Genomic DNA, 26,791 nt, shown 5'->3' with positions numbered 1-26,791 from the left:
TTCCTATTAGTTCAAGCTATTCCGATTAAGAGTTCGTTAGAACCCGGGGCTGTCCCAGCGAAGGCGATAGGAAGCCTCCAAACAAAAAGCCGTCTCGCGAAGCCATTTCTGACCTGACGAGACAGCTTCTTCTCCATTGCGATTACCCGTCGCCGGACGACGATTCGCCCGACCCGTCCGAGGCTTCCGAATCGCCGCCCGCATCGCTTGCGGCTTCGCTGTCCGAATCGCTTTCGGAGCCGCTGCCGGAATCGCCGTCGCCCGCCCCGGATTCTTGATTCTTCGCGGCCAGCTCCCGCAGCGCCGCTTCCTCCTGGCCCGGGGCCGCGAAGGCAAGCGTCAGCACGAGCTGGCCGTTCGCCTTGCCCGATGTCTGGGCGACGACGTAGCCTTCTCCGCTTGTCAGGCACTTCGCTCCGAGCAGCGTGCACATCTCGAGCGAGTCGCGCAAGGACATGCCTTTGAGCGAAGGAACGCTGTTTACGCTTTTCTCGGTTACGAGATAGACTCTCTGCGAAGACGGAATGACGCTGTTCGCCTTAGGCAATTGCTGAAGAACCTTCTCGCCTTTGCCTAGCGTCTCCGTATTGAAGGAGACGTTCGCGAGCTCGCTTACCGCCTGGGCGACGGTCATGCCGGTCACGTCCGGCACGGCCTTGGTCACCTCGGCGACGACCTCTTCATCCTCGCCTTCCTTGCCCTTCGTCTCCTCTTCGTCCAGGTCCGGCTGGATTCCCAGATGGCGCAGCGCTTGCTCCATGATCTGCTTAAAGATCGGAGCCGCGACCGAGCTGCCTCCCGCGAGCGGGATATCCGGTTGGTCGACGAGGACATAGAGGACGATCTTCGGATCCTCGACCGGCGCATAGCCGATAAACGAAACGACGTATTTGTCTTCGGCGTATTTGCCGTTGACGACGACCTGCGCCGTACCGGTCTTGCCCGCGATCTTGTAGCCGGGGATGTACGCGTTCCGCCCGGTGCCGATCTCCGTGTCGCTGACGACCTGCTCCAGGTATTCGCCGACTTGCTTCGAGGTGCTCTCCGAGATGACCTGGCGAATCATCTTCGGCTCCGTCACCGTCTTCTCGCCCGTCTTCGGATCGGCGATCGACTTGACGATATGCGGCTGCATCAGCTTGCCGCCGTTCGCCACCGCCGCCACGGCCGCCACCTGCTGAATCGGCGTTACCGTCACGAACTGGCCGAACGTCGCCGACGCGTAGTCCCGGTTCCAGGTTATTTTCGTCTGTCCCAGCACCTCGCCCGGCAGATCGATGCCCGTCTTCGCGCCGAAGCCGAAGTCGTTGATGTATTGGGCGAACTTCTCCTTGCCCAGCATCTCGTAGCCTAGCTTGACGAACGCGACGTTGCTGGAGCGCTTCAAGCCTTCCAGATACGTAATCGTTCCCCATCCGCTGTAATTGTGGTCGTGAATGGGCTTGTCTTTCTTCGAAATGCTGATGCTTCCCGATTTATAGGTGGCGTTCGGATTGAATTTGCCCTCTTGAACCGCGGCGGCAAGCGTCATGATCTTGAACGTCGATCCCGGCTCGTAGACCGACTGGACGGCATTGTTCTTAAAAGCCGCCAGATTATTGCTGTAGTCCCAATAGTTGTTCGGGTCGAAGTCGGGCAAGCTGACCATGCCCAGAATATCCATCGTCTTCGGGTCCGCCGCGATCGCGGTAATCGAGACCGGATTATATTTCTTGTAGGCTTCCTCCAGCGCTTCTTCCATATAAAATTGAATGTCGCGATCGAGCGTCAGCGTCACGTCCTTGCCGTCCACCGCCTGCTTCACGTCGACGACGCCGTCCGCAAGCTGCGTGCGTATGCCGTCCTTCTCGTAAGTGATATGGCCGGCTTCCCCGCGAAGCTGCTCGTCGAGCGTCTTCTCGAGGCCCATGATCGCTTCGCCGTCTTTATTCTCGTAGCCTAGTATCTGCGAGGCGAGAGCGCCGCCCGGATAGTAGCGCTTCTTCTCTTCGTTAAAATAGATTCCGACGTCGTTCTGGCCCGTCAGCTTCCGCATCTCCTCGCGGAACGCCATCAGCCGGTCGGCGACCGCCTTGTCCATCTTCCAGCCTTCCGGCCGAATCTCGCGCTGGTCGTAATAGGTGCCGTCCTCTTTCTTAGCGCCGATAGCCGCGCGAATCTCGGATTCGTCCTTGTCCAGCACCAGATGGAACTTGGAGACGATCTGGTCGATCAGCCTCCAGGACGGATGGCTCTCCTCCAGCTCGTTGAGGACCTTCGGGCTGACGGCCAGGGTATAAGCGGCCGCGTCCGCCGCCAGAACCACGCCGTTGCGGTCCGAGATCGTCCCGCGCTCCTGCGGCAGCGGCTTGCTCGTAATCCAGGTCTGCTTGGCCTGGTTGAGCCAGAACTCCCCTTTAGGCCCGACGGTCACCCAATAGATGCGAAAGACCAAACCGACAAAAAGGAGGGTAATGAACCCTCCCAACAGCAGCGTACGGAGCTTGATTCGTTTCGTCATACTGATCACCCGTGCTCGTCTTACGGCTTCATGGCCGTAGAAGTTTGACCGTTAGCGCCGGACAGGGTAATGGATTCCTGGGTGCCTTGCAAACCGAGCTTCTTCCCCATTTCTTGAATTCGGCTCGGATCCCTCAGCGTATTGATCTCCTGCTGAAGCTCCTTCGTGAGATCGGCCTCTTGCTCGTAAAGCGACTTCGTCGTTTGAATCTCGCGATTCAATTCATAGAGTCCCGCGTAGCGATAGACTACGAGACCCGCCACGGCCACGAACACGAAGACCGTCAGCAAGTAGAGCAGCTTCTCGCCGACCGGAATCGTCTTGCGGCGCGGGCGGTTCGAAGGCGGCGTCTGAGGACGGCGCCGATTGACCTGCTCTTGCTGCTTTTTGCGTTCCGGGCTGAGCGCCAGGTTGCCGTAATATTGCATCGTCATTCTCCCCCTTGCTTGTCCCCCATGGGAAATCTAGCCATTCTTTATGTTCACTGGTTCATAGAGTCCGATAAGCCGTCTCTTCTAAATCCTCTCCGCGATTCTCAGCTTGGCCGACCGCGCCCGGTTGTTCGCTTCAAGCTCCGCTTCGGACGGCAGAATCGCCTTTCGAGGCGTGAGCCTTAGACGTCCGTCTCCCCCGCCGCAGACGCAGACGGGAAAATCCGGCGGACAGCTGCAGCTCGCCACTTCCTTCTGGAATATCGTCTTGCAGATCCGGTCCTCCAGGGAATGGAAGGTGATGACGGCGATTCTTCCTCCCGGCTTCACGCATTCGATCGCCTGCTTAAGAGCGTCCTCGAACACTCCCAGCTCGTCGTTCACCGCGATTCTCAGCGCCTGGAACGAACGCTTGGCCGGATGCGGCCCGGTTCTTCTCGTCGCGGCCGGGATGCCGGCCTTGATCAGCTCGACCAGCTCGCCCGTCTTCTCGATCGGGGCTTTGGCTCTTGCTTGCACGATCTGGCGAGCGATCTTGCGGGCGAATTTCTCTTCGCCGTAGTCCCTTAGGATTTCGGCGATTTCCCGCTCGTCCCACTCGTTGACGATCTCCTTGGCCGTCAACCGCTGGCTGCGGTCCATTCGCATGTCCAGCTCGGCGTCGTGCTGGTAGCTGAAGCCTCGGTCGGCTTCGTCCAGCTGCGGACTGGATACGCCGAGATCGAACAGGATCCCGTCTACCCGGGGCGCTCCGTCGATCTCGGGCACCCCCGCTTCCCTCAGCGCCTCGGTCAGGTTCCTAAAGTTGCTCCTCACCAACGTGACGACATCCTCGTAGGGACGAAGCCGTTCCCGCGCATGGGTCAAAGCAGTCTCGTCCTGATCCAGTCCGATCAATCTGCCCGGCGGCCGCAGCTTGGACGCGATCAATTCGCTGTGTCCCGCTCCGCCTAACGTACAATCGACGTAAATGCCGTCCGGTCGAACGCGCAAGCCGTCGACCGCTTCTTCCTTCAGCACGGTAATATGGTGAAACATCTTTAGGTCCTCCCGGCAACCTCTCGGGGTCGTTTCTAGTTTGTCTAATCTATAAGAAGTAATGTGTGAACGAAGTTCGCGGCCGAGTAGAAGGCGGCTTTAGAAATTGAAATCGAAATCGACCAGCTTCTCGGCGATTTCGTTGAAGGACGATTGAGAAGCCTCGTTGTAAGCATCCCATGTCGCCTTGTCCCAGATCTCCACGCGCGTGGAGACGCCGATGACGACGCAATCCTTCTCCAGCTTGGCGTACTCTCTTAAGTGGCCGGGTACGTTTACCCTTCCCTGTTTGTCCCACTCGCATTCCGAAGCGCCCGAGAAGAAGAAGCGCGTAAAAGCGCGGGCATCGGATTTCATCAGCGGAAGCTGCTTAAGCTTCTGCTCGAGAGAGTTCCATTCCTCGCGGGGGTAGACGAACAAGCAGTTGTCCAATCCGCGGGTGACGACGAAGTCGGTTCCGAGGGCCTCGCGAAACTTGGCGGGGATGATGATTCTTCCCTTATCATCGATCGAATGCTGAAATTCCCCTAAAAACATCGGCCCTCTTCACCCCCTCCATCTTCCACCACTTTCCCCCACTTTAAACCACATATGATGAATTATTCGCCCCATAAAATAAAAATCCTGCTTCGGGAGCAGGATTCTCAAAAAAATATTTAAAGGGATTAAAGACCCGAACCTTCGTTCGCCTATTCCTCCTTGGGCGCCGGAGAATCCTTACGCGACGCGGGTTCCGGCTCTTCCGCGACCGTCCGGGCAGCCGCCAAATCCGCGTTCAGCAGCTTTCTTCGAAGCTCGGCCCGTTCTTTTCTTCCGCTGCGGGTACGCATAACGGCCCAATAGACCGGTCCGCCGATGACGATCAGCACGAGAAGAATGGGCAACACGGCCGCCAGGAAAGTGAGGATGCCTTCTCCGATGTTTCCGAGCACGTCCGTGCTGGAGCGCATCGTATCCGAGAGCTTCGCGCCCAGGGATTTCTCTTTCTTTTCTTCCTGCGCCACGGCTTTTTCTTCGATCGTCTCGTAGAGCCGAAGATTAACGGTAGAATAAGCGACATTCTGATCGAGGTACCTCATCCGGCCTTTGATCTGTTCGATCTCTTCCTGCACGCCGCCCAGCTCGGAGGAGAACCTCACCAGATCGTCCGCCTTCGTCGCCTTCTCCATGAAGGCGAGCAGCCGGGCCTCCACCGCTTGCTTCGCCGCTAGGCGCGACTCCAGATCCACGTATTCCTCGGTGACGTCGCTGCCCTGCATTTTGCGGTCGAAGTCTTCGTTCGGAATCTCTTCGAGCAGCGAGATAAAGTTGCTCAGCCCGGAGGACGGCACCTTGATCACGTAAGTGGAGCCGATTTCGCGCTCGCTCTTCGTATCGGCGAATTGGACGATGAACCCCCCGCTTTGGAAAATCGCGTTGCTGACCGCTTCCTCGGCCGTCCGGAAGCTCTTCGCCTTAAGCACGACGCTGGCGGTATAGATCATCTTCCGGTTGAAGCCCGCGTTCGCGTCGGCGATGACGCCGATCGAGGACGCGGATATGGCCGAGCCTTGCGATGCCGTAGAAGTCGTCGTTGTCTGGGCAGGCGCGGCGGCTTCTCCCCGATCCTCCACGGAAGAAGATGCGGATCCCTTCTCTTCGCCGAATACTACGTTGGTTTGAGCCTCCGCGACCGGAGCCGAGCTTGGCATCGCCCCTTCCATCGGAGCCGACTTATCGGCCATCGCCGCAGAATCCGAATCGTCGTTCGAGCCCGAACAGCCTGTCAGAATCGCCGCCCATACCATCAATGCCAATACGAGAATAAGTCCCTTCGCGCCGCGTTTTGCTTGTCTTTTTCTTCGCATCATCCATCCCCCTCATCGATATCTGACTCTTCAGACGATTGGACATGGAGGAATGTTACAATTCTGCCAACAAAAAAAATCCCCGGCTCCATTTAAGGAGCCGAGGCTCGAACAGGGCGCTTTCCGCCGCTCGCCGTTTTCTCTTCATTATAATCCTTCATTTAACCCTACATTTATCTCTTCATATTGCTGCTATGCCCGGGCGACAGCTTGGCCGTCGGATCCAAGTAAGCCTTCGCGTTGTTGACCGCGGTCGCGGCTTCGCCGAATCCGACGACGATCAGCTTGACCTTCCCGTCGTAGGAAGCGATGTCGCCGGCGGCGAATATGCCGGGAATGCTCGTCTCCATGCGGGAATCGACGAGAATGGAACCGCCCTCCATCCGCAAGCCCCATTCCGCGATCGGTCCCGGCTGCGACAGGAAGCCGTAGCTGACGATGACGTCGTCCACCTCGAGCTCCGTCCGCTCGCCTCCGGCCGCATGAAGCAGGGTCGCCCGTTCGATTCGCTCTTGCCCTTCCAGAGCGAAGATCTCCCAAGGAGTCTTGATGTCGACGGCCGACTCCCGCAGCTTGTTCACGCTGTGCTCATGCGCGCGGAATTTGTCCCTGCGATGAACGAGCGTCACTTGGCTTGCGACCGGCTCCAGCATCAGCGCCCAATCGACGGCGGAATCCCCTCCGCCGGTGACGAGCACCCTCCTCCCCCGGAACCGTTCCAGATCCGTCACCGCGTAGTGGAGATTCGTCCGCTCGTACTTCTCGGCCCCTTCGATCTCCAAGCGCCTCGGGCTGAACACCCCGACGCCTCCGGTGACGATAACGGCCTTCGCGCGCAGCGTCTCCCCGGCCAATCGGACCTCGAACAGCCGCTCGTCCAGCTTGCGCACCGCCAACGCCTGCTCGTTCAGCCGGACATCGATCGGAAAGTAAGACATCTGCTCGACCAATCGATCGACCAGCTCCTGCGCGGTTACCCGCGGGAAGCCGGCCACGTCGTAAATGTATTTCTCCGGGTACAGCGCCGACAGCTGCCCGCCCGGCTGCGGCAAGCTGTCGACCAAGGCGACGGACGCGTTGCGCATTCCGCCGTAGAAGCAGGCGAACAATCCGGCCGGACCTCCGCCGATAACGACAATATCCTTCTCGATGCTCATGACGATTCCGTTACCCTCCAACCACAAGTATGTCGTCCAGCGAATCGACGATCTCGGCCCCGAAGGGCCGCATTTTCTCCCGCATCTCCGGGTCGTCGGGGATGCCGATGCCGATGCAGCCCGCCTCGCTGGCCATCTGCACGTCGACGAAAGAATCGCCGATCATGGCGATACGCTCCCGCCTTGCGCCCGTACGCTCGGCGATCAGCTCCAGCATGTCCGGGTAGGGTTTGCCGCGGCGAACGTCGGCCGGCGTGACGATAAAAGCCAAATCGTCCGCCCGCGCGTATCGGGCCACCGAATCGATCGCCCGGCTCCGGTCGTCGGACGTGGCGATGCCGATCGTCACCCCGGCTTCCCTCAGCCGGTCGAACACGGCCGGGAAGCCCCGCTTCGGCAGCAGCGCTTCATAGAGGGAGAAGTCGCGATCCGAACGGTCGAACGCGTCGGCCGCCGCCCGCCGGCACCGCCCCCAATCGCCGATGCCGTGCCGCTTCAGCAAGGAAGCGGTAATCGCGATCTCCTCCTGGGGCGAAGCGAGCGCGAGGATGCCGTTCGGATCGGCCCCGTCGATCTCTCCGTCCGTTTGGCGGACGCCGAACCATTCCGCCCATTCGCACAGCGCTTCCGGCTCGAGAAGCCGCGACAGCTCGCGAAGCCTCGCCTCCGCCAGGTGTTTCCAGAAGTGCTGGGAATCGAACAGCAGGCCGTCCTTGTCGAAGACGGCGACCTCCACCTCCAGATTCCGCCCGTTCGTTTGAAGCTTCGCCACCTCGTTTGTCCTCCTCCCGCGCTTTTGCGGCTTGCCGGCCGCAAAATAGCCTCGCTCAAACGGCCAATCTGTAGATGGCGAGAACGTCCTCTCTGCCGAGCGTCTTGATCGTGCCGAACGGCCCTCTCGCCATCGCCTTGTCGGCCATCTCCTCGAAGCGTTCGTCGCCGATGCCGAAATCCTTAAGCCGGCTCGGAGCTCCGATCGACGTCCAGAATTCGCGCAGCGCGCGAATCCCGGCAAGCGCCGTCTCCCGGTCCTCCTTCCCGGACGGATCGACGCCGAACACTTCGACGGCCAGCTGCTTGAATTTAGCGACGCCGTCGTCCAGAACGTGTTCCATCCAGCAAGGATACAGGACGGCAAGCCCCGCCCCGTGCGCGATATCGTACACCGCGCTGACCGCGTGCTCGATGTTGTGGGACGCCCAATCGCCGGGCGTTCCCATGGCAAGCGTTCCGTTGAGAGCCATCGTTCCGGCGTACAGGATCGTCTCGCGGGAATCGTAGTCTTCGAGATTCGCCGCCAGCTTCGGCGCCGTACGGACGACCGTCCGCAGCAGAGCTTCGCAGAACGCGTCCTGTACCGGAGCGTTCGGCGTATGATGAAAGTACTGCTCCAGAATATGCGTCATGATGTCGACGATTCCGTTGATCGTCTGGTCGAGCGGCACCGTGTACGTGAACGCGGGGTCGAGAATCGAGAATTGCGGATGATTGAAGTGCGCATACCAGCCGTTCTTCTCCTTCGTCTCCCAATTCGTAATGACGGAAGCCGCGTTCATCTCCGAGCCGGTCGCCGCCAGCGTCAGCACCGCGCCGTACGGAAGCGCGCCCGGAGCGTAGAGCTTCTTGGAGATAATGTCCCAGACGTCGCCGTCATAAACCGCTCCGACGACGATGGCTTTCGCGCAATCGATAACGCTGCCCCCGCCGACGGCCAGCACGAAGTCGATCCCTTCCCTTTTGCAGATATCGACTCCCTTATGCACCGTGGAGAGGCGCGGGTTCGGTTCCACGCCGCCCAGCTCGAACACTTCCCGACCGGCCAGGGTCAATTGCTCCTTAACGCCGTCATATACGCCGTTGCGCTTGATGCTGCCGCCTCCGTAAACGAGGAGAACCTTGCGCCCGAACGGCTTCAATTCATCCTTTAGCTTCATTAACGTTCCTTGGCCGAAAATCAGCTTCGTCGGGTTCATATGCACGAATGTTTCCATAAGCCTCTTCACCTCCGGAATGGGTCACTTCACGATTGTTACGGCCTTGACGTCCGCTACGGCCTCCTCCGACGTATCGAAGGAATGGAACGTCGCTCGGCACCGATCGGCGAACGGAGCTTGCGCCACGAGGCCGACCTTCAGTTCATCCGGCACGTCCATCGCGAAGTAGCGCACCAGCTCCCAGCTCTCTCCGTCCTCGGAATAATGGAAGGCGAAACGGCTTCCCGAGCGCGCCAGCCGCAGATACGGGGCTTCCGCCGCGGTCGCTTTGGAGTTGCAGTCGTCGGATCTCGACCTCGTCACGACCGTGACGATCGTCGGCGCCCCGTTCATGTATTCGAAGCAAATCTTCGCCCAATTCGACGCGTCCGCCATCGCCATCAGACAGCCCGAGTCGCATTGGGCGGCCATCTCGACGCTAAGGCGAACGACGGCGACGAAGTCGCCCTTCAGAACGACATGCAGAAAGGGAGCCGTCGCGACGACGGAATCGGAGCCGGGGTCGTTGAAGAAATCTCCGCCCGCCGGCGCCGTCATCGAGAGCAGGCCTTCCCGAACGCTCCACTCGCCCGGCTCGTTCATCCAGACGAGGCCGCTTCCTTCCTTGAACGACGTTCCGTTCTTTAAATCCTCTAAATGCCTCTTCACGGAACGAGCACTCCCCGGAACTCCTTGACCTTGTCCATGAAAGCCTTCACCCGCTTGACGTCGACGTGGTTCTCGAACTTCCCTTCCGCTTTGAAGGTCGTCCCGACGACCGCGCCGTCGGCGATCGCCAGCTGCCGGTCGACGTTGTCGAGCCTCATCCCCGTATTGGCCAGCACGACGGTGTCCGGCACCGTGTCCTTGACCCGCTTCAGCACGGCCGAATCCGTCTCGGCGCCCGCCGTCAAGCCGGACACGCAGAGCGCGTCGGGGCGATTGTTGAACACGGTCGAGCGCGCGATGCTCTCGATCTCCCGGTGGGCGACGTACTGCGCCGCCTCGGGCACGATGTTGAACAGCAGCTTGACGTTCGAGGCGCCGATATGGCGCTGATGGCGGACCGTGTCGCCCACGTTCGTGTTCCACAAGCCGAAGTCGCTGGCATACACGCCGGTGAAGATCTCCCGGACGAACTTCGCTCCCGTCGCCACGGCGAGATCCAGCGACTTCTTGGCGTCCCACAGCACGTTGACGCCGAAGGGAACCCGGATATCCGGCATCAGCTCGCCGATAATGCGAGCCATGGATGCGACCGTTTCGGTGCGGACGTCCGTCAGATAGGGCAGGCTGAATTCGTTGGAGAACATGACGGCGTCCACGCCGCCCTCCTGGAGCGCGAGCAGATCCTTTCTCGCCCAATCGAGGACGTCCTCCATTCCTTTGTCCGCGTCGTAATTCGGGTCTCCCGGCAACGCGTTGAAATGGCACATGGCGATAATGGCCTTCTCGGTCCCGATAACATCCTTTAACCAGGTCATATTGGCACGCTCCTCAACTTCGAATGGGGTAGGCTTTCGTCTTCTCTTGCCGCCGACTCGCCGCTTACCAGGCGACGACGGCTCCGTCCGTTCGCGGATCCGTTCCTCCGCTGAGGACGCCGGTACGGGGGTTCCGCCAGATGATCTGCCCCCGACCGAACAGGCCGGGGTTGTCTCCGACGGCGATCTCGTGGCCCCGGTCGCGCAGCGCTTCGGCCAACTCCCGCGGGAACGACGGCTCGACGAGCACCTTCCTGCCTTCGTCCCACCGCCAACGCGGAGCATCCAGGATCGCCTGCGGATTAAGTCCTCGGTCCAGCGCGCCGAGCACGACTTGGAAGTGCCCTTGCGGCTGCATGAACGCGCCCATCACGCCGAACGGTCCGATCGCTTCCCCGTCCTTCGACAGGAAGCCCGGAATGATCGTGTGGTACGTCCGCTTCCCCGGCTCCAGCGCGTTGCGGTGCGCCGGGTTCAGCGAGAACGAATGTCCGCGGTTGTGCAGGGCGATGCCCGTTCCCGGCACGACCAAGCCGGAGCCGAATTCCATGTAATTGCTCTGGATATACGAGACCATATTGCCCTCGCCGTCGGCCGTGCACAGATAGACCGTGCCTCCGGTCGGGACGGGAGGCGTGCGCGGCACGATCGCTTCTTCGCCGATGCGCCGGCGCTGCCGGTCCGCGTATTCCTCGGAGAGCAGCTCGGCGACAACGCCTTCGCGCAGCCTGGACGGATCCGCGATCTCCTCCAGCCCGTCCTCGAAAGCCAGCTTCATCGCTTCGATCTGGCGATGGACGTACCGCGCCGCATCGTCCCCGCTCGTGTCCAGGCCCTTAAAGATATTAAGCGCCATTAGCGTCACGATGCCTTGACCGTTCGGCGGGAGCTCCCACACGTCGCAGCCCTTGTAGCTTGAGTTGATCGGCTTCACCCACTCGGGGGCGAAGCGAGCCAGGTCCTCCTTCCGGAGATAGCCCCCCGTCTCCCGGGAGAAACGGTCGATCCGATCCGCCAGCGCCCCGCGGTAGAACGACTCGGCATCCGTGGCCGCGATCTCGGCCAGCGTCTCCGCGTGCCGTCGCGAGCGCCAGATGTCCCCCGGCTTGGGAGGCGCGCCTTCCGGCATGAACAGCTCGCTCCATTGATCGAGCAGCACCTTCGGGAATTCCTTTACGTGTCTCTCGTAATTGCGATGCCAGAAGGAGCTGAGCGTCGGCGACACCGCATAGCCTTCTTCGGCGTAGCGGATGGCCGGCTCCAGCAGCTCCGCCAGCGGCAGGCGGCCGAACCGCTTCGCCAGCGCCGCCCAGGCGGACGGGGCGCCCGGCACCGTGACCGGATGCCAGCCGTACTTCGGCATCTCGGCGAAGCCCTGCGCCTTCAGCTTGTCGATGGAGATGCCCATCGGCGCGGGGCCGCTTGCGTTAAGGCCGTGAAGCTCTCCCTTCATCCACACGAGAGCGAAGGCGTCCCCTCCGATGCCGTTGGAGGTCGGCTCCACGACGGTGAGGCAAGCCGCGGTCGCGATCGCCGCGTCGACGGCGTTGCCGCCCCGCTTGAGAATATCGAGCCCCGCCTGCGCCGCCAGCTGCTGCGAAGTCGCCACCATGCCTTTTCTCCCGTATACCGTCGTTCTTCTCGATGCGTTCGGGTAGCTCAGAGCGTCGAATTCGATGGCCATCGTTCCTCCCTCCTACAGCAGGTGCGCCCCGCCCGTCACGTCCAGAGCTTCGCCGGTGATAAAGTCCGCTTCCTCGGAAGCCAGAAAGCAGACGGCCTTCGCCACGTCCTCGGGCTCCTGGATCCGTCCCATCGGCGTCAGCTTGACGTATTCGTCCTTCACTTCCTCCGGCGTCATGCCGCGCAGCTCCGCTTCCCATTCCAGCTCCCGCTCCTGCATGCTCGTCCGGACGAAGCCGGGACAGACGCAATTGACCGTGACTCCGAAGGGAGCGAACTCGACCGCCGCGCTTTTGGTGAAGCCGACGACCGCCCATTTGGAAGCCGCATAATGCGCGAGCAGCGGAGTCGCCCGCTTGCCAGCCATCGACGCGGTGTTGATCATTTTGCCGCTGCCGCGAGCCTTCATATATGGGAACACCGCTTGCGTGAACAGGAATACCCCCTTCGCGTTCACGTCGAAGTTGAAGTCCCATTCCTTCTCGGTCAGGTCCTCGATGCGGTTCATCGTGGACACGCCAGCATTGTTGCACAGAATGTCGATGGCGCCGTAATCGGCGATAATGTCTTGAACCGCTGCCTGCACCTGCTCCTTGCGGGTCACGTCGACGGCAGCGAAGCCGTGCTTGGCCGAGCCGCTCGCGGGAAGCGCCGCCGCGGCTTCCTTGGCCGCTTCGCCGTTCAGGTCGCAGATGACGACCGATGCTCCGGCGGATGCCAGCCTGGTTGCGATGCTATGGCCGATTCCGCTCGCGGCTCCGGTGACGACGGCTACTTTGCCGTGCAGATTGCTCATAAGGGTTGCTCCTCCTGTCGGTCCGCCGAATCCCCGTACATCGCGCCGACTTCGGCGAATAACGGTTTGAGCTGCGCGTACAGCTTGCGGTAAATGGCATAAGCTTTATCGTAGACAGCCGCCCGCGAAGGGTCCGGCTTAAAATCTCTGTAATCAACGAGAAAATCTCGGATTTGTTCCCAGCTCCCGTACACGCCCTCCGACTTGCCCGCCAGAAACGCGACGCCTAGCGCGGAGCCTGGATGGGAAGGGTAGGATCGAATCTCGGCGTTAAGAACGTCCGCCGCGATCTGGCACCAGAACTTGCTCTTCGCGCCTCCGTTCGTGGCCAAGATTCGTTGCGGCTCGTAGCCGAGGCCGTGGATGACTTCGATATGATGGCGAAACCCGTAAATGACCGATTCGAGAATGGCCCGGAAAAGATGCTCCCGCTTATGGGCGAGGCTCAGCCCGAACAGCACTCCTCTCGCTTCGGGATCGAAGATCGGCGTCTTCTCCCCCAGGAAGTACGGGAGGATGATCAGCCCGTCCGAGCCCGGAGGCACCCGCTCCGCGTCGCGGTCGAGCCGGGCGAACAGATCGGGCGAATCGTCCTGCAGCAGCTCGTTCGAATACCACTTGACGAGCGAGCCGCTCGAAGCCATGCACCCGTTCAGCAGGTACTTGCCGGGATATACGTGATAATCGAAGAACAGCTCCGGAGCCGGACGGATCTCGTTCATGCAGTAGAGAATATCGCCCGCTCCGCCGAATTTGATCAGCAGCTCGCCTTGCTCGAGGATGCCCGCCGCCAGCGTGGAAGCGATATGGTCCGCGCTCCCGGCGATGACCGGGGTTCCGGGCCGAAGGCCGGTCATCGCCGCCGCCTCTTCCGAAACGACGCCGATTCTCTCCGCCGATTCCTTGACGGGAGGGAACGCGCTCTCGGGCAGCCCGAGCAGCTTAAGCTGTTCGCCGATCCATTCCCGCTTCCGGATGTCGAACATGCCGCTCTCGACCGCCCAGTTGATCTCGAGCGCAAGAGTGCCCGTCAGCTTGTAGTTGATGTAGTCGTAGGAGCCTAGCACGGCGGAGATTCGCGGCCACAGCCGCGGTTCATGCTCGCGCAGCCACAGCAGCCGCGGGAGAACGTGCTGCTGGTTCGTGAAGCCGCCGGTCGCCGCGAACAGCCGCTCCTGATCGAGCTCCCGCTTGAGCCGCTCGATCTGCTCGGTCGCCCTGGCGTCGTTCTGCTGGATGCTGTTGCGCAGAGGCTCCCCGCGTTCGTCCAGCACGACGATAGCGGGCACCATGCCGCTCACCCCGATCGCCCGGATGCCGTCCCGCGCGTCCGGAACCGCGGCGAGCGTCTCGCGGACGACCTTAACAGCGTTGCCCCACCACTCGCCCGCATCCTCCTCCGCCCAGCCATGGCGTTCGGACAGCAGGTGATGCGCCGCGCTCGTCTGATAGACGATGCGATCCTCCGACAGCAGGATCGCCTTGACGGCCGTCGTGCCGATATCGATCCCCAAGGAATAGGAGGACATGCTTCTCACCTCGCTCTTAGATGTCGCTAGCCGATCGTCGTTCCAGTCGGTTTTTTTCGTTAGTCGCTTCGTCGTTTATTCGAGGTTACTTCTTCGGTTTCTTCGTTTGTCGTTATCCTTCGGCTCCTCGTCGGACGCCGACGCTTCACGAGGTAATCACGGAGGTGTCGAACAGCCCGTGAACGCCTTTGATGCCGTTGACCGCCTGGGTGATGCGGAAGTCGGCGCAGATGCTGCACAGCCGGTAGGCTTCGCGCCGGCTCAGTCCGTACTGCTCCCCGAGCAGCCCGATCATTTGATTTGCGCTTGCCTTGAGGGCCACCGCCCAATCCTCGTCGAAGCCCATGCTGATCAGGGTCGAGCCTCTTCGCGCGTAGGGCCATTCCTGGCCGGTCCCCTTAAGGAGATCCAGCTTGAATCGTCCTTCGAGCGAAGTCTCGATCGCGGTCACGTCGATCTCTCCGTCGCCTTGCGCGCCATGCCCGTCGCCCGCATAGAACAGCGCCTCCTCGCGCAGGACGGGCAAGTAGAGAGTCGTCCCTTCGACCAGCTCCTTGTTGTCCATGTTGCCGCCGTAACGTCCCGGGGTCACGCTCGTGATCCGGCCCCAATCTTCGGGGGGATTCACCCCCATGATCCCGAAGAAAGGGCGGAGCGGGATCGAAGCCCGTCCCAGGCTCCCGTAACGGCGTTCCCTGTCGTACGGGACGATCGCGATCTCGGCGTCGTCCATCTCGTTATAGAAAAGCCCGGACATCGGCCCCATATAATTGAAGCCGTAATCGGCGTCGACGCGGATCTTCCCGATCTCGACCGCCAGCGTGTCTCCCGGCATCGCCCCCTTGACCGCGATCGGGCCGGTCAGAAGATGAACGCCGGGTCCGCGGTCCGTCACCTTGCCGTAGATCTCCCGCAGCGCGTCCGGAATCCATTCCCGCGGCACCTCGTCGTCCGGCGTTCCCGACACGGAACGCAATACGACGGAATCGCCCGGCTCGATCGTCAGAACCGGCCGCTGCCGGCCCCCGATGTAGCCCCAGACGACCGTATCCGCGGATGCGTCAAGCCGATGAAGCTTTGCCATCGTAGCTCGCTCCCCTCAATAAAATCGCTGATAGATTCGCCGTAATGTCATAAAATCCCGCACGTCGTCAAGCGGATTCCGATTCCGAACGGATCCTTGAAGTACCAGCCGTCGCCGCGGGCGTCCACGGGAATCGAGCGGGCGGCGAACTCCTCCAGCAGCCACTCGATGTGGTCGGGGTCCGGATTGACGATCGTGAAATACTTCAGCCCGGTCGCCCGATCCGGCGTCGCGGGCGCTCCCTCTCCCGCCCAGACGTTGAGCCCGAGATGGTGATGATAGCCCCCGGCGCCGGCGAACAGCGCGGATGGTCCGTAGCGGAGCATGATGCGGAAGCCGAGCAGGCGGCTGTAGAACGCTTCGGCCCGGTTCAGGTCGCCGACGTGAAGGTGGACGTGGCCGATCCTCGTTCCGACGGGAAGCCCCTCCCACTCCCTTACTTCCGCTTCCCTCAGCAAGCCCGCGGCATCGAGCGGATCGGTCCTCATGAACACTTGCCCGCCGGGCAGGTACGTCCATTCCGAGCGATCGCGATCCCGGTAGATCTCGATGCCGATCCCGTCCGGATCGGACAGGTAGAGCGCTTCGCTGACGCCGTGATCCGACGAGCCGAGCCGAACCTGCCGGCCGATTAGATGCCTCAGCGCGTTACCGAGATCCCGGCGGCTCGGGACAAGCAGCGCGAAGTGGTACAAGCCGCTGTGCCGGCCGGGTGGCAGAGCGAGCGCTCCCGGGATCTGCTCCAACAGGATCAAGGGATGAACGCCGTCGGCCGTCAGCCTCACCAGACCGGCGTAGCGGTTCAGAACCGAGAGGCCAAGCACCTCGGTATAATAGCTTGTCGAGCGTTCCAGATCGCTCACTTTGAGATGGACCGCCCCCATCTCGGTGCCGGCGTGCGCCTCTTTGCCGGACGGCTTAAGCTCTGTCGGCTGCAGGACCACCTGGAATCCCCCCCCTTATCGAATCAACTTTTCACCGGTTTCTCGGCTTTGGCCGGCTCGAAGGCCGAGTCTAGCGGACACGCTTCCTTCCAAGGGATTCCTCGCGGGGCGATAACGCCTTCGCTGTAGATTCGGTCGGTCGGAATGCCGGGATCGAGACCGAGCGGAACCTCGCCCTTCTCCAGCTGCTTGATCGACTTGAGCACCATCCGCCGCAGCGCGATGACCCCGACGTCGCTCGTGCCGAGATGCTCCTTCGAACGGTCGACGATCGGCCCCATGCTCTCGGTGACCGCGTGGTCCTGGTTGCTGATGCCGAGAATGCCGGAGAAGTTCCCGCTCTCCATCAGCGAGCGGTCCTGCTTGTAATTGTTGTCGCGGTTGTAGATTTTTTTGTGGTTCTCGTCCACCCAGAGCCCCCGCCGCTCCTTCTGCGTCTCGTGATTCAGAGGGCGGTCGAGCGTGAAGTGAACGTCGTACGACCACGTCGTCGTATCGTCGATCGGAACGTAGGCGTGGAACAGGTGATCCTCTTCCTTGACTCGGGGCGTAAAGGCGAACGATGGCATCAGAATCGGCGCGTCCAGGATGAATTGATCGGCGTTCTCCGACGTGTCCGCCTGGCCGACGAACATGTTGCGGAAGCCGTACGTCGTCGGCTGTACGCTAAGCAGAGGATTGCGCGAGGTGACGAGGGGATGCGAAGGATTGATGCCGAGCTCCGTGCTGAGCGCCCCCTCCTTCATGTCTTGCTCCTTTAACGCCAGATGGGCGAACGCCGCGTGCATGTAGTCGATCTCGTTCTCCCAGATTTGCAGGTAATTGCATTCCTGGTACACCTTCGCCACCATCCGGTGGGATTCCGGCAGCGAGGTCCAAATGTACTTCGGAGGCGCCGGTTGATGCTCCGGCTCGCCCATGTACGTCCAGGCGACGCCTCCCGCCTCGTAGACCGGATAGCTCTTGGCTTTGATCTTCTCCTTGAAGCGGCTGAAATCCGGCTCCGAAGGCATATCGGCGCAGGCGCCGTCCGTATCGAACGCCCAGCCGTGATAGATGCAGGTCAGGCCGCAATCGTCGTTGCGGGCCAACGTCAGGGACGTGCCGCGGTGCGGACAGAACTCGCCGAGCAGCCCGAGCTTCCCTTCCTTGTTCCGGTAGGCGACAAGGCGCTCGCCTAGCAGCTTGACCGGCATCGGCGCTCCCCCCGGCTCCAATTCCTCGGAGAGAAAGGCCGGCAGCCAATACCGGCGGAACAAATTGCCCAGCGGAGTTCCGGCCCCGACTCTCGTGATCAACTCGTTATCTTCTTGCGACAACATTAGGTTAGCCTCCTCCCGATCGCATGCGTATTCCGATCCGGTCGCCGAATGCGGCATGCGCGCCGTCCCGGCGACCGGATCAACCCCGTTACTTCGACATTTTCTCCCAGACCGCCTGGAGCTCTTCGAGCGTCTGCTGCTTATCCAGCTTGCCCGCGATCATCTTGATGAGAGTGTCGCCCCACTCGGTCGTCAGGCCCTCCGGATATTTCGGATACTCGTAGGCCAAATACTTGCCTTGGTCCATATAGGCCTTGATTCCGGCTCCGATCGTGCCCAGGCTGGCGGCGTCCGTCTCCAGTCCCTTAAGTACGGGAAGATAGCGGAAGTCCTTGACGTACCACTCGCGGCCTTCTTCGGAGCTGTACAGCCAATCGATGAACTGCTTTGCCTGTTCTTTGACTTTCGAATCCTTGTTGATCGCCAGGTACGAGGAGACTTGGACAAACACCCGGTCGTTCAAGTCGGCATCGTCGTTCAGCGGGGTGCCGAACACGCCGATCTCGAAGCCCGGCTGCGCTTGGTCCAGAAGCGGCTGCGAGCAGGAGCAGCCGAACGAGATCGCGCCCTCGCCGGCCGCGAAGTCGGTGACCATTCCGGTGTAGTCGATCGACATCGGGTTTTTGCTGGCGTGGTCGGCCTGCAGCTGGACCAAATCGAGCATGTCCGAGAAGAGAGGATTATCCGTAACTTTCGCGGCGCCCGACTTCAGATCGGCGAGGAACTGATCCGGATCGGGCTGCTTGGCCACCGCGTTGTTCGTCTCGAACACGCCGGGCACGTAGAAGTTGGCGTAATCCGGCACGAACGCCTTGATGCCCGCCGCCTCCAGCTTCGCGACCGCCTCCTTCAGCTCGGTCATCGTCTTCGGAACCTCGGCGATTCCCGCCTTGGCGAAATAATCCTTGTTATAAATGAAGCCGTAGCCTTCCATCGACAGCGGATAGCCGTAAACCTTGCCGTCCTTCGTGATGCCGTCCAGCGAACGGTCCAGCACCTCGCTTTCCCAGGCCGAGCCGGTCAGGTCTTCCATTTTGTCGACCCAGATATCCAGATCCGTGAAGCCCGAGTTCGTGAAGATGTCCGGGCCCGCGCCGGCGGCGAACTTCGTCTTCAGATTGGTGTTGAATTCCCCGCCCTGTCCCGTCTCGATGTTCAGCGTGATGTTCGGGTAAGCCGCTTCGTAAATCTCTTTGAGCTTCTTGAACGCGTCGACGCTCTCCGAACGGTTCAAGAACAAATTCAAGGTCGCCTTCTCCGCCGAAGCCGAAGCCGAGGACGAAGACGATTCGGCCGGAGCCGCCCCCGAGCCGCCGTCGTTGTTCGAGCTGCCGCAACCGGCCAGCGCCAAAGCAAGCGATCCTCCCAAAACCGCGAATGCAACTGCCTTTTTCCGTTTTCCCATCCTTTTCTCCTCCGTTTCATCTACTCTTTCGTCTGCTCTCTTTGTCTAAAACCGACTTTCATTTATATATCCAGAGAAGAAGAGCGCAAGAGAGAGGCGCGTCCGCCTAGCCCTTGATTCCCCCGCTCGATATACCCTCGACGATTTGGCGCTGCATGAGAAGGAAAAACAGAACGCTCGGAGCGAGCGACATGACGATTCCCGGAAGCGCGACATCCCATCTCTTCATGTACTGGCCGAACATCGTATTGATCGCCACCTGGATGGTGCGGTTATCCGGTCCTTGAAGCACGATCATCGGAAGCAGGAAGTCGTTCCAGATCCACAGCGCGTTGATGATGACGACGGTCGCCGCGATCGGCTTCAGCAGCGGCAGCACGATCCGGAAAAAGACGCTGTAGATGCTTGCCCCGTCGACGAGAGCCGCTTCTTCGATCTCATAAGGCAATGCTTTGACGAATCCGTGGAAAAGAAAGATGGCGAAAGCGAGACTCAAGCCCCAATAGGCGTAAACGATGCCGAAGAGGCTGTTGACCATGCCGAGCTCGCGCAGAACCTGAACAAGGGGGATCATGATCGCATGAAAGGGAATGACCATCGACGCGACGAACAAACCGAACATCGCATGGTTGAACCGCCCGGGACGCCTAACGATCTGGTAAGCGCACATCGCGGAGATGAGCGTGACGCCAAGGACGCTGAAGACGTCGATCGCGAGCGAATTCGTCAAGGCGCGGGGAAAATCCAGCACCTCCCAGGCCGTCTTGTAATTCGACCAGACATACTCCTTCGGCAGCGACCCCATGTTCATCAGGATGTCGTTCATCGTCTTTAAGGAGTTGATGAGCGCCAGGGCCAACGGATAGAGAAAGACGACGGAGACGGCGAGGAGCAGCCACTCCGCGGCGATCAGCCGCTTGCGCGATTGCCGTCCGGTCATGCCTCCACCTCCTTGCGCTTCGTCAGGATCACTTGCACGGCCGTAATGACCACGACGACCAGGAAGAAGATGACGGCTTTCGCGGAGCCCAGGCCGAAGTTGTTATCCCGGAAAGCTTCGTAATAAATGTTCATCGCGACGGATTCGGTCGAGCCGAACGGACCGCCCGCGGTAAGGGAATAGTTGAGGTCGAAAATCCGCAGCGTGGAGCTGATCGTCCAGAAGAGGCAGATCGTGACGGAAGCCATGATGAGAGGCAAGGTAATCCGGGTTAGCGATTGCCAGCCGGTCGCCCCGTCGATCTGCGCCGCCTCCCGAATCTCGGTCGGGATATTGACCAAGCCGGCGATATAGATGATCATGACGTAGCCGAGGCCGTGCCAGACGCTTACGATCACGAGCGACCAGAAGGCGGTGTGCTCGTTGCCCAGCCAAGCGATGGCGAAGAGGGGCCAATTCGTCGCTTCTCCGATGGCTTCGAAGACTTTGGTGAAGATAAAGTTCCATAGAAACCCGAGAATCAGTCCCCCTAGCACGTTCGGAAGAAAGAAGACGGCTCGCCACAGATTGCGGAAGCGAAGCTTCTTGGTCAGGAGAAAGGCGAGGCCGAAGCCGATCAGATTCATGAGCAGGGCGATGACGAGCGTCATCTTGATCGTGAACCAGAAGGAATAAACGAAGTCCGGGTCGTCAAGCAGCGCTTCCTTGTAATTGCCGAAGCCGACCCAGGAATAAGACGAGGAGGCTCCGTCCCAGTCGGTCATCGAATAATACAAGCCGAGCAAGAGCGGAATCAGGAGTATCGTTACGTACACCAAGACAGCGGGACCCATAAATACGGTCTGACGGATCGCTTCGAACAAACTTTTCCTCATGGCAGCCATCACCCCCGGCATATGGAGTCAAGTCGATAAGAAATGTTAATTTAAATGACGTAAAATCGGGGATAGCGAGGGATATCGATACTTTGAGTTACATTAATTAACGAATACCTAACATTCATAGGCTGTAAAAAAAGCCCTTCGCCACCCGAACCGAGACGTTCCCCCGAACCAACGGAGCCTCAAGTCTCTTCCGCGCGCAACGGAAAGGCCGTTCTTTACACCAGCGTAACTTTATCGCCAAGCCCAAGCTCGTCGGCAAGCGACACGCCGTCCGGCTCATTGGTCACCAGCTCGTCGATGTCGTCGTATTCGCACACCTTCACCAGCGAAGTCATTCCGTACTTTGAGCCGTCGGCGAGAGCGACGACCCTCTTCGAACGCTCGATCAGCGCCCGCTTGATCTCGACTTCCTCTATCGCGTAGTCGGTCGGCCCTTCCTCCTTGGAGAAGCCGCCCAGCCCGAGATAGAATCGATCGAAGTGGAATTGCTTGATCATCTCGATCGCGAGCGAGCCGACCATCGACATCTCCTGCTTGCGGAAGCCGCCGCCGATGACGTAAACGTTGTGCTGGCTCCGCGACAGGATCGAGGCAATCTGAAGGGAGTAAGTAAAAATCGTCATGCCCTTGCGCTTGAGCAGCTCCTTGGCCAGCGCGGCCGTGGTCGTGCCCACGTCGAGAGCGATCACTTCGCCTTCCGCGATCTGCCCCGCCGCGTATTGAGCGATCCTCTGCTTCGGCACCGCGTTCTGATTCAACCGCTGATTGAACACGGGCTCCACGCCGAGTCCCGGCAAGGACACCTCGCCGCGGCGCTTCAAGATAAGCCCCTGATTCTCCAGCTGCACCAGATCCCGGCGAACCGTCGCCTCCGACACCTGCAACAAGCCGACGAGCTCCTCGACCGTAATCGGCGATTTTTTACTCAGATACCTCAGAATTTCGCTCTCCCTGTTACGAGACATAACGCCCTCCGATTTCCGCTTCAATAATGGATGACGACGTTCCCTTCTTCGACCGTCACCTCGTACCGCTTGACGCAAGCCCGTCTATCGTTGAACAATGCTTGGCCGCTCGTCACGTCGAATTCCCAGCGATGCCAAGGACAGCGAAGAACCTGATCGTCTTTGCCGTACACGTATTCTCCTACTGTAGAGGGCAAGGTCGTCCCCGTCAACTCCCCGTCGGACAGCGGAGCGCCTTGATGCGGGCAAGCGTTCATCAGCGCGCAGTATTCGCCGCTGCCCAGCCGGACCAGCACGACGGAACGAGTGCCCACCTGCACCGCCCTCTTCTGGCCGGGAGCCATCTCCTCCGAGCCGCAAACCACCATTCGATTCATTCTTCCGTCACCTCGCAGCCTTGGGAGAATCGGGCAACCGATAGAAATTTTTGGCGTTGTCGTAGAAAATCTTGCGTTTAAGCTCCGCCGAGAACGTCGTCGGAAGGCTGCGCGTCGGCGAATCGAAATCCCAGTGAGGGTAGTCCGTCGAGAACATGAGCAGCTCGTCGCTCTCCATCATCTCCACCATTCGGAGCATGTGCTGCGGGTTCGGGTCTTCGATCGGCTGCGTCGAGAACCGGAAATGCTCCTTGATATACTCGCTCGGCAGGCGCTTCACCCACGGCACCTCGGAGCGAAGCGATTTGTAATTGTGATCCATGCGCCACATGAGCGACGGAACCCAGGTGAAGCCCCCTTCGATCATCGCGACCCGGGTTCCCGGATACTTGTCGAACACCCCGTTCAGGATGAGGTTGACCGCCATGCCCATGAACGCCTGCGAGAGAATCGTGTGCCACTCCACGTAATACCTCGGCTGTCCGAAGCCCGTCGTCACCGAATTGCCCTGATGCATGCCGATGACCAGGTTTTTGCGTTGGGCCGCCTCGTAGATCTTGTGGTAATACGGATCGCCCAGCGGAGCCGTTCCGATCGGAAGCAGCACCTGCACCATCTTCGGGTGGTCGCCCCACTTCTCGATCTCGCGCACCGCCGTCTCCGGCATCTGGGGAGCGACGTGGATCGAGCCGAGGAAGCGGTCGTCCTTCTCCAGCCAATTGCGCACGTACCATTCGTTGTACGCGGACGCCAGCTCCGCCGCCAGTTCGAACTGCGCTTCCATCGTCGCCGGGTAGAACAACCCCGTCAGAATCGCATAATCGATGTCGTATTTGTCGAGCAGCTGCTCCTTCAGCACGCCGTAATCCGAGCCGGGAACATTGCCGCTTGGCAGAAGCGAATCGAGTCGCGAGCCCCCGATCGGATGGGTGTACTTCAACTCGCCCCAGCCTGTCCAATGCTTCATATAGCTGAGAAAAGGCTCCTTGATGTAAGGAAGCAAGTCCTCGATCGACACCATGCGCTCATGAACGTCCGTATCGATAATCGGGAATCTCGCCGCCTTTTCTTTTTTTCCTTCGGTCAACGCTTCGGCTTGCAGAGTAGACATTCCGGCTCCTCCTTAATCTCGGCTCGGGATCGACAGGGAATCGCGAGCGGTACGCTTTCGCGCGACCCTGTCGCAATTCGCGTCAGGAAATATGACTCGCAACTAACTTTAAATAAGTGACTTTAGGGCAATTATAGAATTGCATGTTAATTCCGTCAACAATAATCACGTTTCAATCATAAAAAATCAGAACTATTCCCAAAAACCATCAATTATCTGACAATAAAATAACGCTTTCTTTACATGAACCCTTCTTTTCTCGTTAATGAGCCTTGATCCAACTCATGCATCGTTTCGCATAATCCCCGGGCGATTGCCCCCGAAGCCGCGACACCGCGAAGCCGCCGAGCTCGTTGAACGTTTCTTCGAGCAGCCTCTGCAGCCGTTCCGGCGCCGCTCCTTCGCCGATCGTCCAGATCGCGAAGGCTCTTCCCTCCGCGGCGGACCGGTTGCGGGCAAGCGCCGCAAGCCAATCGCGAATCCAAGCCGGCATCTCTCCGACGGACGTGGACGCGAGAAGGAGAACAAGCCCGCTATCGTTCGCAAGCGCCTTTTCCGGAGCGCGAACGTCGACCGCGCGCAGCTCCGCTCCCGCGGCATCCTTCAGCGCTTCCAGCAGCTGCCTGGCCTCGGGTACTTCGGCTTCGCCTTCCGCAAGGACGGTCACGATCGGCCGCCCGCTCCCCCGCCGAGGCGGCTCGGCCTTCGGCAGCACGCCGTGCAGCGTCAGCGCGACCATCTCTTCGACGACGTCCGCGTGCAGCCGTTCCTCGCTTCCGTCCTTGCCGAGAATCGAAGCGAGCCCCTCCGCCCGGCGGAAGTAGAATTGGTCCATCATGCCGAACATCAGAAACAGCAGCACCTTCTCGTTCGCCTGCGGACGGATCGCGCCTTCGGTTTTCCAGCCTGCCAGCTTGCCCGCGATGTCATAGAAGTCCTGCGTCCACACCGGGGACGCGTACTTCTCGAACAGCCCTCCGCCCTCGAGCGTCTCCCAATGGAAGATCTTGTACAGGTGCGGCATACGTACCTTCATCTCGTACTGGGCGCGAATGTACTCGCGGACGAAGGCCGTCACGTCCTTGCCCTCCCAGTCGAGCCGGCTCAGCATCGCCTCCCACTGCGCGAACAAGCCGTTCAAGACCTCCTGGTAAAGCCGCTCCTTGGACTCGAAATAATAATAGATCAGCGCTTGGTTGACCTTCGCCTTCACGGCGATCTCCCCGACCCGCGTTCCCGCGAAGCCGCTGGAGGCGAACGCCTCCACCGCGGCCGCCAGGATGCGCTCTCTCACGGAGGATTTGCCGTCATGCGAATCCGCGTTATCGGTCACTCTATTCCCTCCCGAATGCCGTTGCACACGAGCCAAGCGGCCGCCGCGTAAATAACGGCGGCATCCGCCATGTCGTCCACCGTCGGCTTGAAGCGCCGGGGCCCGTACGTCGCCGCCGGGATGCCGAACATGTTGAATACGTTATGATCCCGCCACATGCTGGAATAGACGGAATGGCCGAGCTCCAAGGCTCCCTTGCCGCTCGAACGGCCGGCGGCGTCGATCGCATCGGCCAGAGGCCTCACCTTCCCCTCCTCCGCCGCGAAGCCTTGACGGTACACGAGCGGTTCGACCTTGCCCTCGAACCGCTCCTCCGCGAGCACCGCTTCCAGCTCCCGCTGCACGTCCGCGATCGCCTGGGCAGGCGTCAGGCCGACCTCCAGGTAGAGCGAGCATACCTCGCTGCCGCCGCCCATGATGTGCGGATCTCCGCCGCGGATGGCGATGATCTGCGCCTTCGGCACCGCCGTCCCCCCGGCGCCCCTGTAAACGTGCCGTTTCTCGTAATCCGCCGCCCAGCGCTGTACCGCTTCGATAAGCGGAGCGACGAGCACGAGCGCGCTCGGATGATCCTTCAGCCTCGGCGGATGCGTCAGCAGCGGCGTGAACACGTCTTCCCCGTAGATATCGATGCGGTAATTCGCATACCCGCAGGCGACCCAGGAGATGCCGAAGTCCGTCCCCTCCGCCGCCACGGCGAAGTCGGGAGCGACTCCTCCGTGCGTCATCATGTATTGGGCGCCGATTTCTTTGCCGTGATAGATCGGCCCTTGGAATTCCTCCACGTGCTCAGGGCCGATCTCCGCCGGACATGCCGTCAAATACAGATGGCCGTTCAGGGTCAGGCCGGCTTTCCTCAGGGCTTTGGCGCCGATCAGGAAGCAGGCCATGGGGCCCCGGTCGTTCTCGACCGGATGGCCCAGGAAGACGCCGTCCTTCAGCTCCGCGCGAATCCAGCCCGGATCGCACACGGCGCCCCCGGGCCGGTACTTCCAGCTGTCGCGCCAATTGTACTGCGGAGCCTCCGTATCGAGGTGGCTCGTGAACAGCAGGTTGCGTCCGTTCGCCGGGTCGGCCCCGCCCATTCTTCCGATCACGTTGAAGCGATCGGGCACCATGCCGACGCGCTTCGGAGCCATCCCTTCCTTCTCCATCCAGGCATAGACGAAGTCTCCCGCGTCCTTCTCGAAGCCGGGCAAGCTTCGGATGTTGCACAGCTCCAGAATCAGATCGATCAATTCCTGCCGATCGACGTTAGCGCGAATAAGCGCGACGACCTCGCCGAGAGTCAAGTCCTTCGGCTTGAACGCTCCCGCTCCTAACTTCAAGGCTTCGAAGCCGTCCGGGGTTCCCTGCGTCATCTAAGTCCCCCCTTCGGCTCGGCCCAATCGGCCAGCACGCTCTCCGTCTCTACGATCGAGGCGAAATTAAGACCCATCAGCTTCAGCGACATGTCATGCAGGCCGGACTCGTACGCCGCGCAGCCGTCCGCGACGACGAAGGTCTCGTAATCGAGCATGAACCCGTCCCTGACCGTCGATTCGACGCAGCACTCCGTCGTCACTCCCGTAACGACCAGCTTGTCTATGCCGAGACGGCGCAGCACCAACTCCATATTCGTGCCGATGAACGCGCTGTAGCGCTGCTTCTCGACGACGTAATCCCCCTTTTGCGGGAACAGCTTGTATCCTTCCGCCCCCGCCGTGCCCTCCCGGCATACCGCCGCCGCGGACGCATCGATTCCTTGCCTGGAATACCAGGCGAGCATCGCCTTGGAATCCGTATGCGCCGCGGTGACGAGCCGCACGAAGACGACCGGGACGGCAGCGGCGCGAGCGGCCTCGATCAATCGCCCGATCCGGCCCACCGCCGGCTCCACCTGCGACAGGTCCGCGCCGAGCCGCCCCATCATCCCGTCCGGAGCGCAGAAGTCGTTCTGCACGTCCACCACCAGCAAAGCCGTATTCTCGCTTGGAACGCCCATCTCC

General features: G+C 60.7%; 25 protein-coding genes. All 25 read right to left on the bottom strand.

Translation table 11 applies throughout. The annotated features are described in order from the left end of the window. Window positions 1-142 precede the first annotated feature (142 nt). Complete coding sequence (locus H7B67_RS19430) at window positions 143-2,500, bottom strand: penicillin-binding transpeptidase domain-containing protein (RefSeq protein ID WP_185121514.1); 2,358 nt, start codon at window positions 2,498-2,500, stop codon at window positions 143-145. A gap of 20 nt (window positions 2,501-2,520) precedes the next feature. Continuing rightward, window positions 2,521-2,928, bottom strand: a complete 408-nt coding sequence (ftsL, locus tag H7B67_RS19425; protein ID WP_185121513.1) for a cell division protein FtsL — start codon at window positions 2,926-2,928, stop codon at window positions 2,521-2,523. A gap of 87 nt (window positions 2,929-3,015) precedes the next feature. After that, window positions 3,016-3,969 (bottom strand): 16S rRNA (cytosine(1402)-N(4))-methyltransferase RsmH, encoded by a 954-nt coding sequence (gene rsmH, locus H7B67_RS19420; RefSeq protein WP_185121512.1) that lies wholly within the window; start codon window positions 3,967-3,969, stop codon window positions 3,016-3,018. 99 nt (window positions 3,970-4,068) lie between these two features. Continuing rightward, window positions 4,069-4,506: a division/cell wall cluster transcriptional repressor MraZ gene (gene mraZ, locus H7B67_RS19415; RefSeq protein WP_185121511.1), complete on the bottom strand. Its 438-nt coding sequence runs from the start codon at window positions 4,504-4,506 to the stop codon at window positions 4,069-4,071. Window positions 4,507-4,658: 152 nt separating this feature from the next. Then, the gene (locus H7B67_RS19410) at window positions 4,659-5,816 is read right to left on the bottom strand and encodes a DUF4349 domain-containing protein (RefSeq protein WP_185121510.1); all 1,158 of its coding nucleotides are present in this window, start codon (window positions 5,814-5,816) and stop codon (window positions 4,659-4,661) included. Between the two features lie 173 nt (window positions 5,817-5,989). Further along, complete coding sequence (locus H7B67_RS19405) at window positions 5,990-6,973, bottom strand: NAD(P)/FAD-dependent oxidoreductase (protein WP_185121509.1); 984 nt, start codon at window positions 6,971-6,973, stop codon at window positions 5,990-5,992. Between the two features lie 10 nt (window positions 6,974-6,983). After that, entirely contained in the window at window positions 6,984-7,745 is a 762-nt protein-coding gene (locus tag H7B67_RS19400; protein ID WP_185121508.1) for an HAD-IA family hydrolase, read from the bottom strand. 55 nt (window positions 7,746-7,800) lie between these two features. Then, entirely contained in the window at window positions 7,801-8,964 is a 1,164-nt protein-coding gene (locus H7B67_RS19395; RefSeq protein WP_185121507.1) for an iron-containing alcohol dehydrogenase, read from the bottom strand. Window positions 8,965-8,988: 24 nt separating this feature from the next. Continuing rightward, the gene (locus H7B67_RS19390; protein WP_185121506.1) at window positions 8,989-9,615 is read right to left on the bottom strand and encodes a DUF1349 domain-containing protein; all 627 of its coding nucleotides are present in this window, start codon (window positions 9,613-9,615) and stop codon (window positions 8,989-8,991) included. Next, a complete protein-coding gene (locus H7B67_RS19385; RefSeq protein WP_185121505.1) occupies window positions 9,612-10,430 on the bottom strand; it encodes a BtpA/SgcQ family protein in 819 nt (272 codons plus the stop codon). Before H7B67_RS19385 ends, H7B67_RS19390 begins: the two co-directional genes overlap by 4 nt. 64 nt (window positions 10,431-10,494) lie before the next feature. After that, window positions 10,495-12,114, bottom strand: a complete 1,620-nt coding sequence (locus H7B67_RS19380; protein ID WP_185121504.1) for a gamma-glutamyltransferase family protein — start codon at window positions 12,112-12,114, stop codon at window positions 10,495-10,497. Window positions 12,115-12,126: 12 nt separating this feature from the next. Next, window positions 12,127-12,909 (bottom strand): SDR family NAD(P)-dependent oxidoreductase, encoded by a 783-nt coding sequence (locus tag H7B67_RS19375; protein ID WP_185121503.1) that lies wholly within the window; start codon window positions 12,907-12,909, stop codon window positions 12,127-12,129. Beyond that, complete coding sequence (locus H7B67_RS19370) at window positions 12,906-14,438, bottom strand: FGGY-family carbohydrate kinase (RefSeq protein ID WP_185121502.1); 1,533 nt, start codon at window positions 14,436-14,438, stop codon at window positions 12,906-12,908. Before H7B67_RS19370 ends, H7B67_RS19375 begins: the two co-directional genes overlap by 4 nt. Before the next feature lie 145 nt (window positions 14,439-14,583). Then, window positions 14,584-15,522: an acetamidase/formamidase family protein gene (locus tag H7B67_RS19365; RefSeq protein ID WP_185121501.1), complete on the bottom strand. Its 939-nt coding sequence runs from the start codon at window positions 15,520-15,522 to the stop codon at window positions 14,584-14,586. Window positions 15,523-15,569: 47 nt separating this feature from the next. After that, window positions 15,570-16,466: a VOC family protein gene (locus tag H7B67_RS19360; RefSeq protein ID WP_342592460.1), complete on the bottom strand. Its 897-nt coding sequence runs from the start codon at window positions 16,464-16,466 to the stop codon at window positions 15,570-15,572. A 23-nt stretch (window positions 16,467-16,489) separates the two neighbouring features. Further along, the gene (locus H7B67_RS19355) at window positions 16,490-17,788 is read right to left on the bottom strand and encodes a Rieske 2Fe-2S domain-containing protein (RefSeq protein ID WP_185121500.1); all 1,299 of its coding nucleotides are present in this window, start codon (window positions 17,786-17,788) and stop codon (window positions 16,490-16,492) included. A gap of 88 nt (window positions 17,789-17,876) precedes the next feature. After that, complete coding sequence (locus tag H7B67_RS19350) at window positions 17,877-19,193, bottom strand: ABC transporter substrate-binding protein (protein ID WP_185121499.1); 1,317 nt, start codon at window positions 19,191-19,193, stop codon at window positions 17,877-17,879. Between the two features lie 106 nt (window positions 19,194-19,299). Then, complete coding sequence (locus H7B67_RS19345) at window positions 19,300-20,133, bottom strand: carbohydrate ABC transporter permease (protein ID WP_185121498.1); 834 nt, start codon at window positions 20,131-20,133, stop codon at window positions 19,300-19,302. Beyond that, window positions 20,130-21,008: a carbohydrate ABC transporter permease gene (locus H7B67_RS19340; RefSeq protein ID WP_185121497.1), complete on the bottom strand. Its 879-nt coding sequence runs from the start codon at window positions 21,006-21,008 to the stop codon at window positions 20,130-20,132. Before H7B67_RS19340 ends, H7B67_RS19345 begins: the two co-directional genes overlap by 4 nt. A gap of 224 nt (window positions 21,009-21,232) precedes the next feature. Continuing rightward, entirely contained in the window at window positions 21,233-21,982 is a 750-nt protein-coding gene (locus H7B67_RS19335; protein ID WP_185121496.1) for a DeoR/GlpR family DNA-binding transcription regulator, read from the bottom strand. A 20-nt stretch (window positions 21,983-22,002) separates the two neighbouring features. Beyond that, window positions 22,003-22,359, bottom strand: coding sequence for a Rieske (2Fe-2S) protein (locus tag H7B67_RS19330; protein ID WP_185121495.1), 357 nt, complete (start codon window positions 22,357-22,359; stop codon window positions 22,003-22,005). A 7-nt stretch (window positions 22,360-22,366) separates the two neighbouring features. After that, window positions 22,367-23,470, bottom strand: coding sequence for an amidohydrolase family protein (locus tag H7B67_RS19325; RefSeq protein WP_185121494.1), 1,104 nt, complete (start codon window positions 23,468-23,470; stop codon window positions 22,367-22,369). Window positions 23,471-23,732: 262 nt separating this feature from the next. Next, the gene (locus H7B67_RS19320; protein ID WP_185121493.1) at window positions 23,733-24,803 is read right to left on the bottom strand and encodes a TetR family transcriptional regulator; all 1,071 of its coding nucleotides are present in this window, start codon (window positions 24,801-24,803) and stop codon (window positions 23,733-23,735) included. Then, on the bottom strand, window positions 24,800-26,164 hold the full coding sequence (locus H7B67_RS19315) for a zinc-binding metallopeptidase family protein (RefSeq protein ID WP_185121492.1): 1,365 nt from the start codon (window positions 26,162-26,164) through the stop codon (window positions 24,800-24,802). The genes H7B67_RS19320 and H7B67_RS19315 overlap by 4 nt, the downstream gene beginning before the upstream one ends. Next, window positions 26,161-26,787 carry a cysteine hydrolase family protein gene (locus tag H7B67_RS19310; protein ID WP_185121491.1) on the bottom strand — a complete coding sequence of 209 codons (627 nt, stop codon included), beginning with the start codon at window positions 26,785-26,787 and terminating at the stop codon, window positions 26,161-26,163. Before H7B67_RS19310 ends, H7B67_RS19315 begins: the two co-directional genes overlap by 4 nt. Window positions 26,788-26,791 lie beyond the last annotated feature (4 nt).

It is taken from the genome of Cohnella thailandensis (genome assembly GCF_014212135.1).
Taxonomy (GTDB): Bacteria; Bacillota; Bacilli; order Paenibacillales; family Paenibacillaceae; genus Cohnella; species Cohnella thailandensis.
The sequence above is the reverse complement of the archived record's forward strand: the minus strand, read 5'-3'. Positions and strand labels throughout refer to the sequence as shown.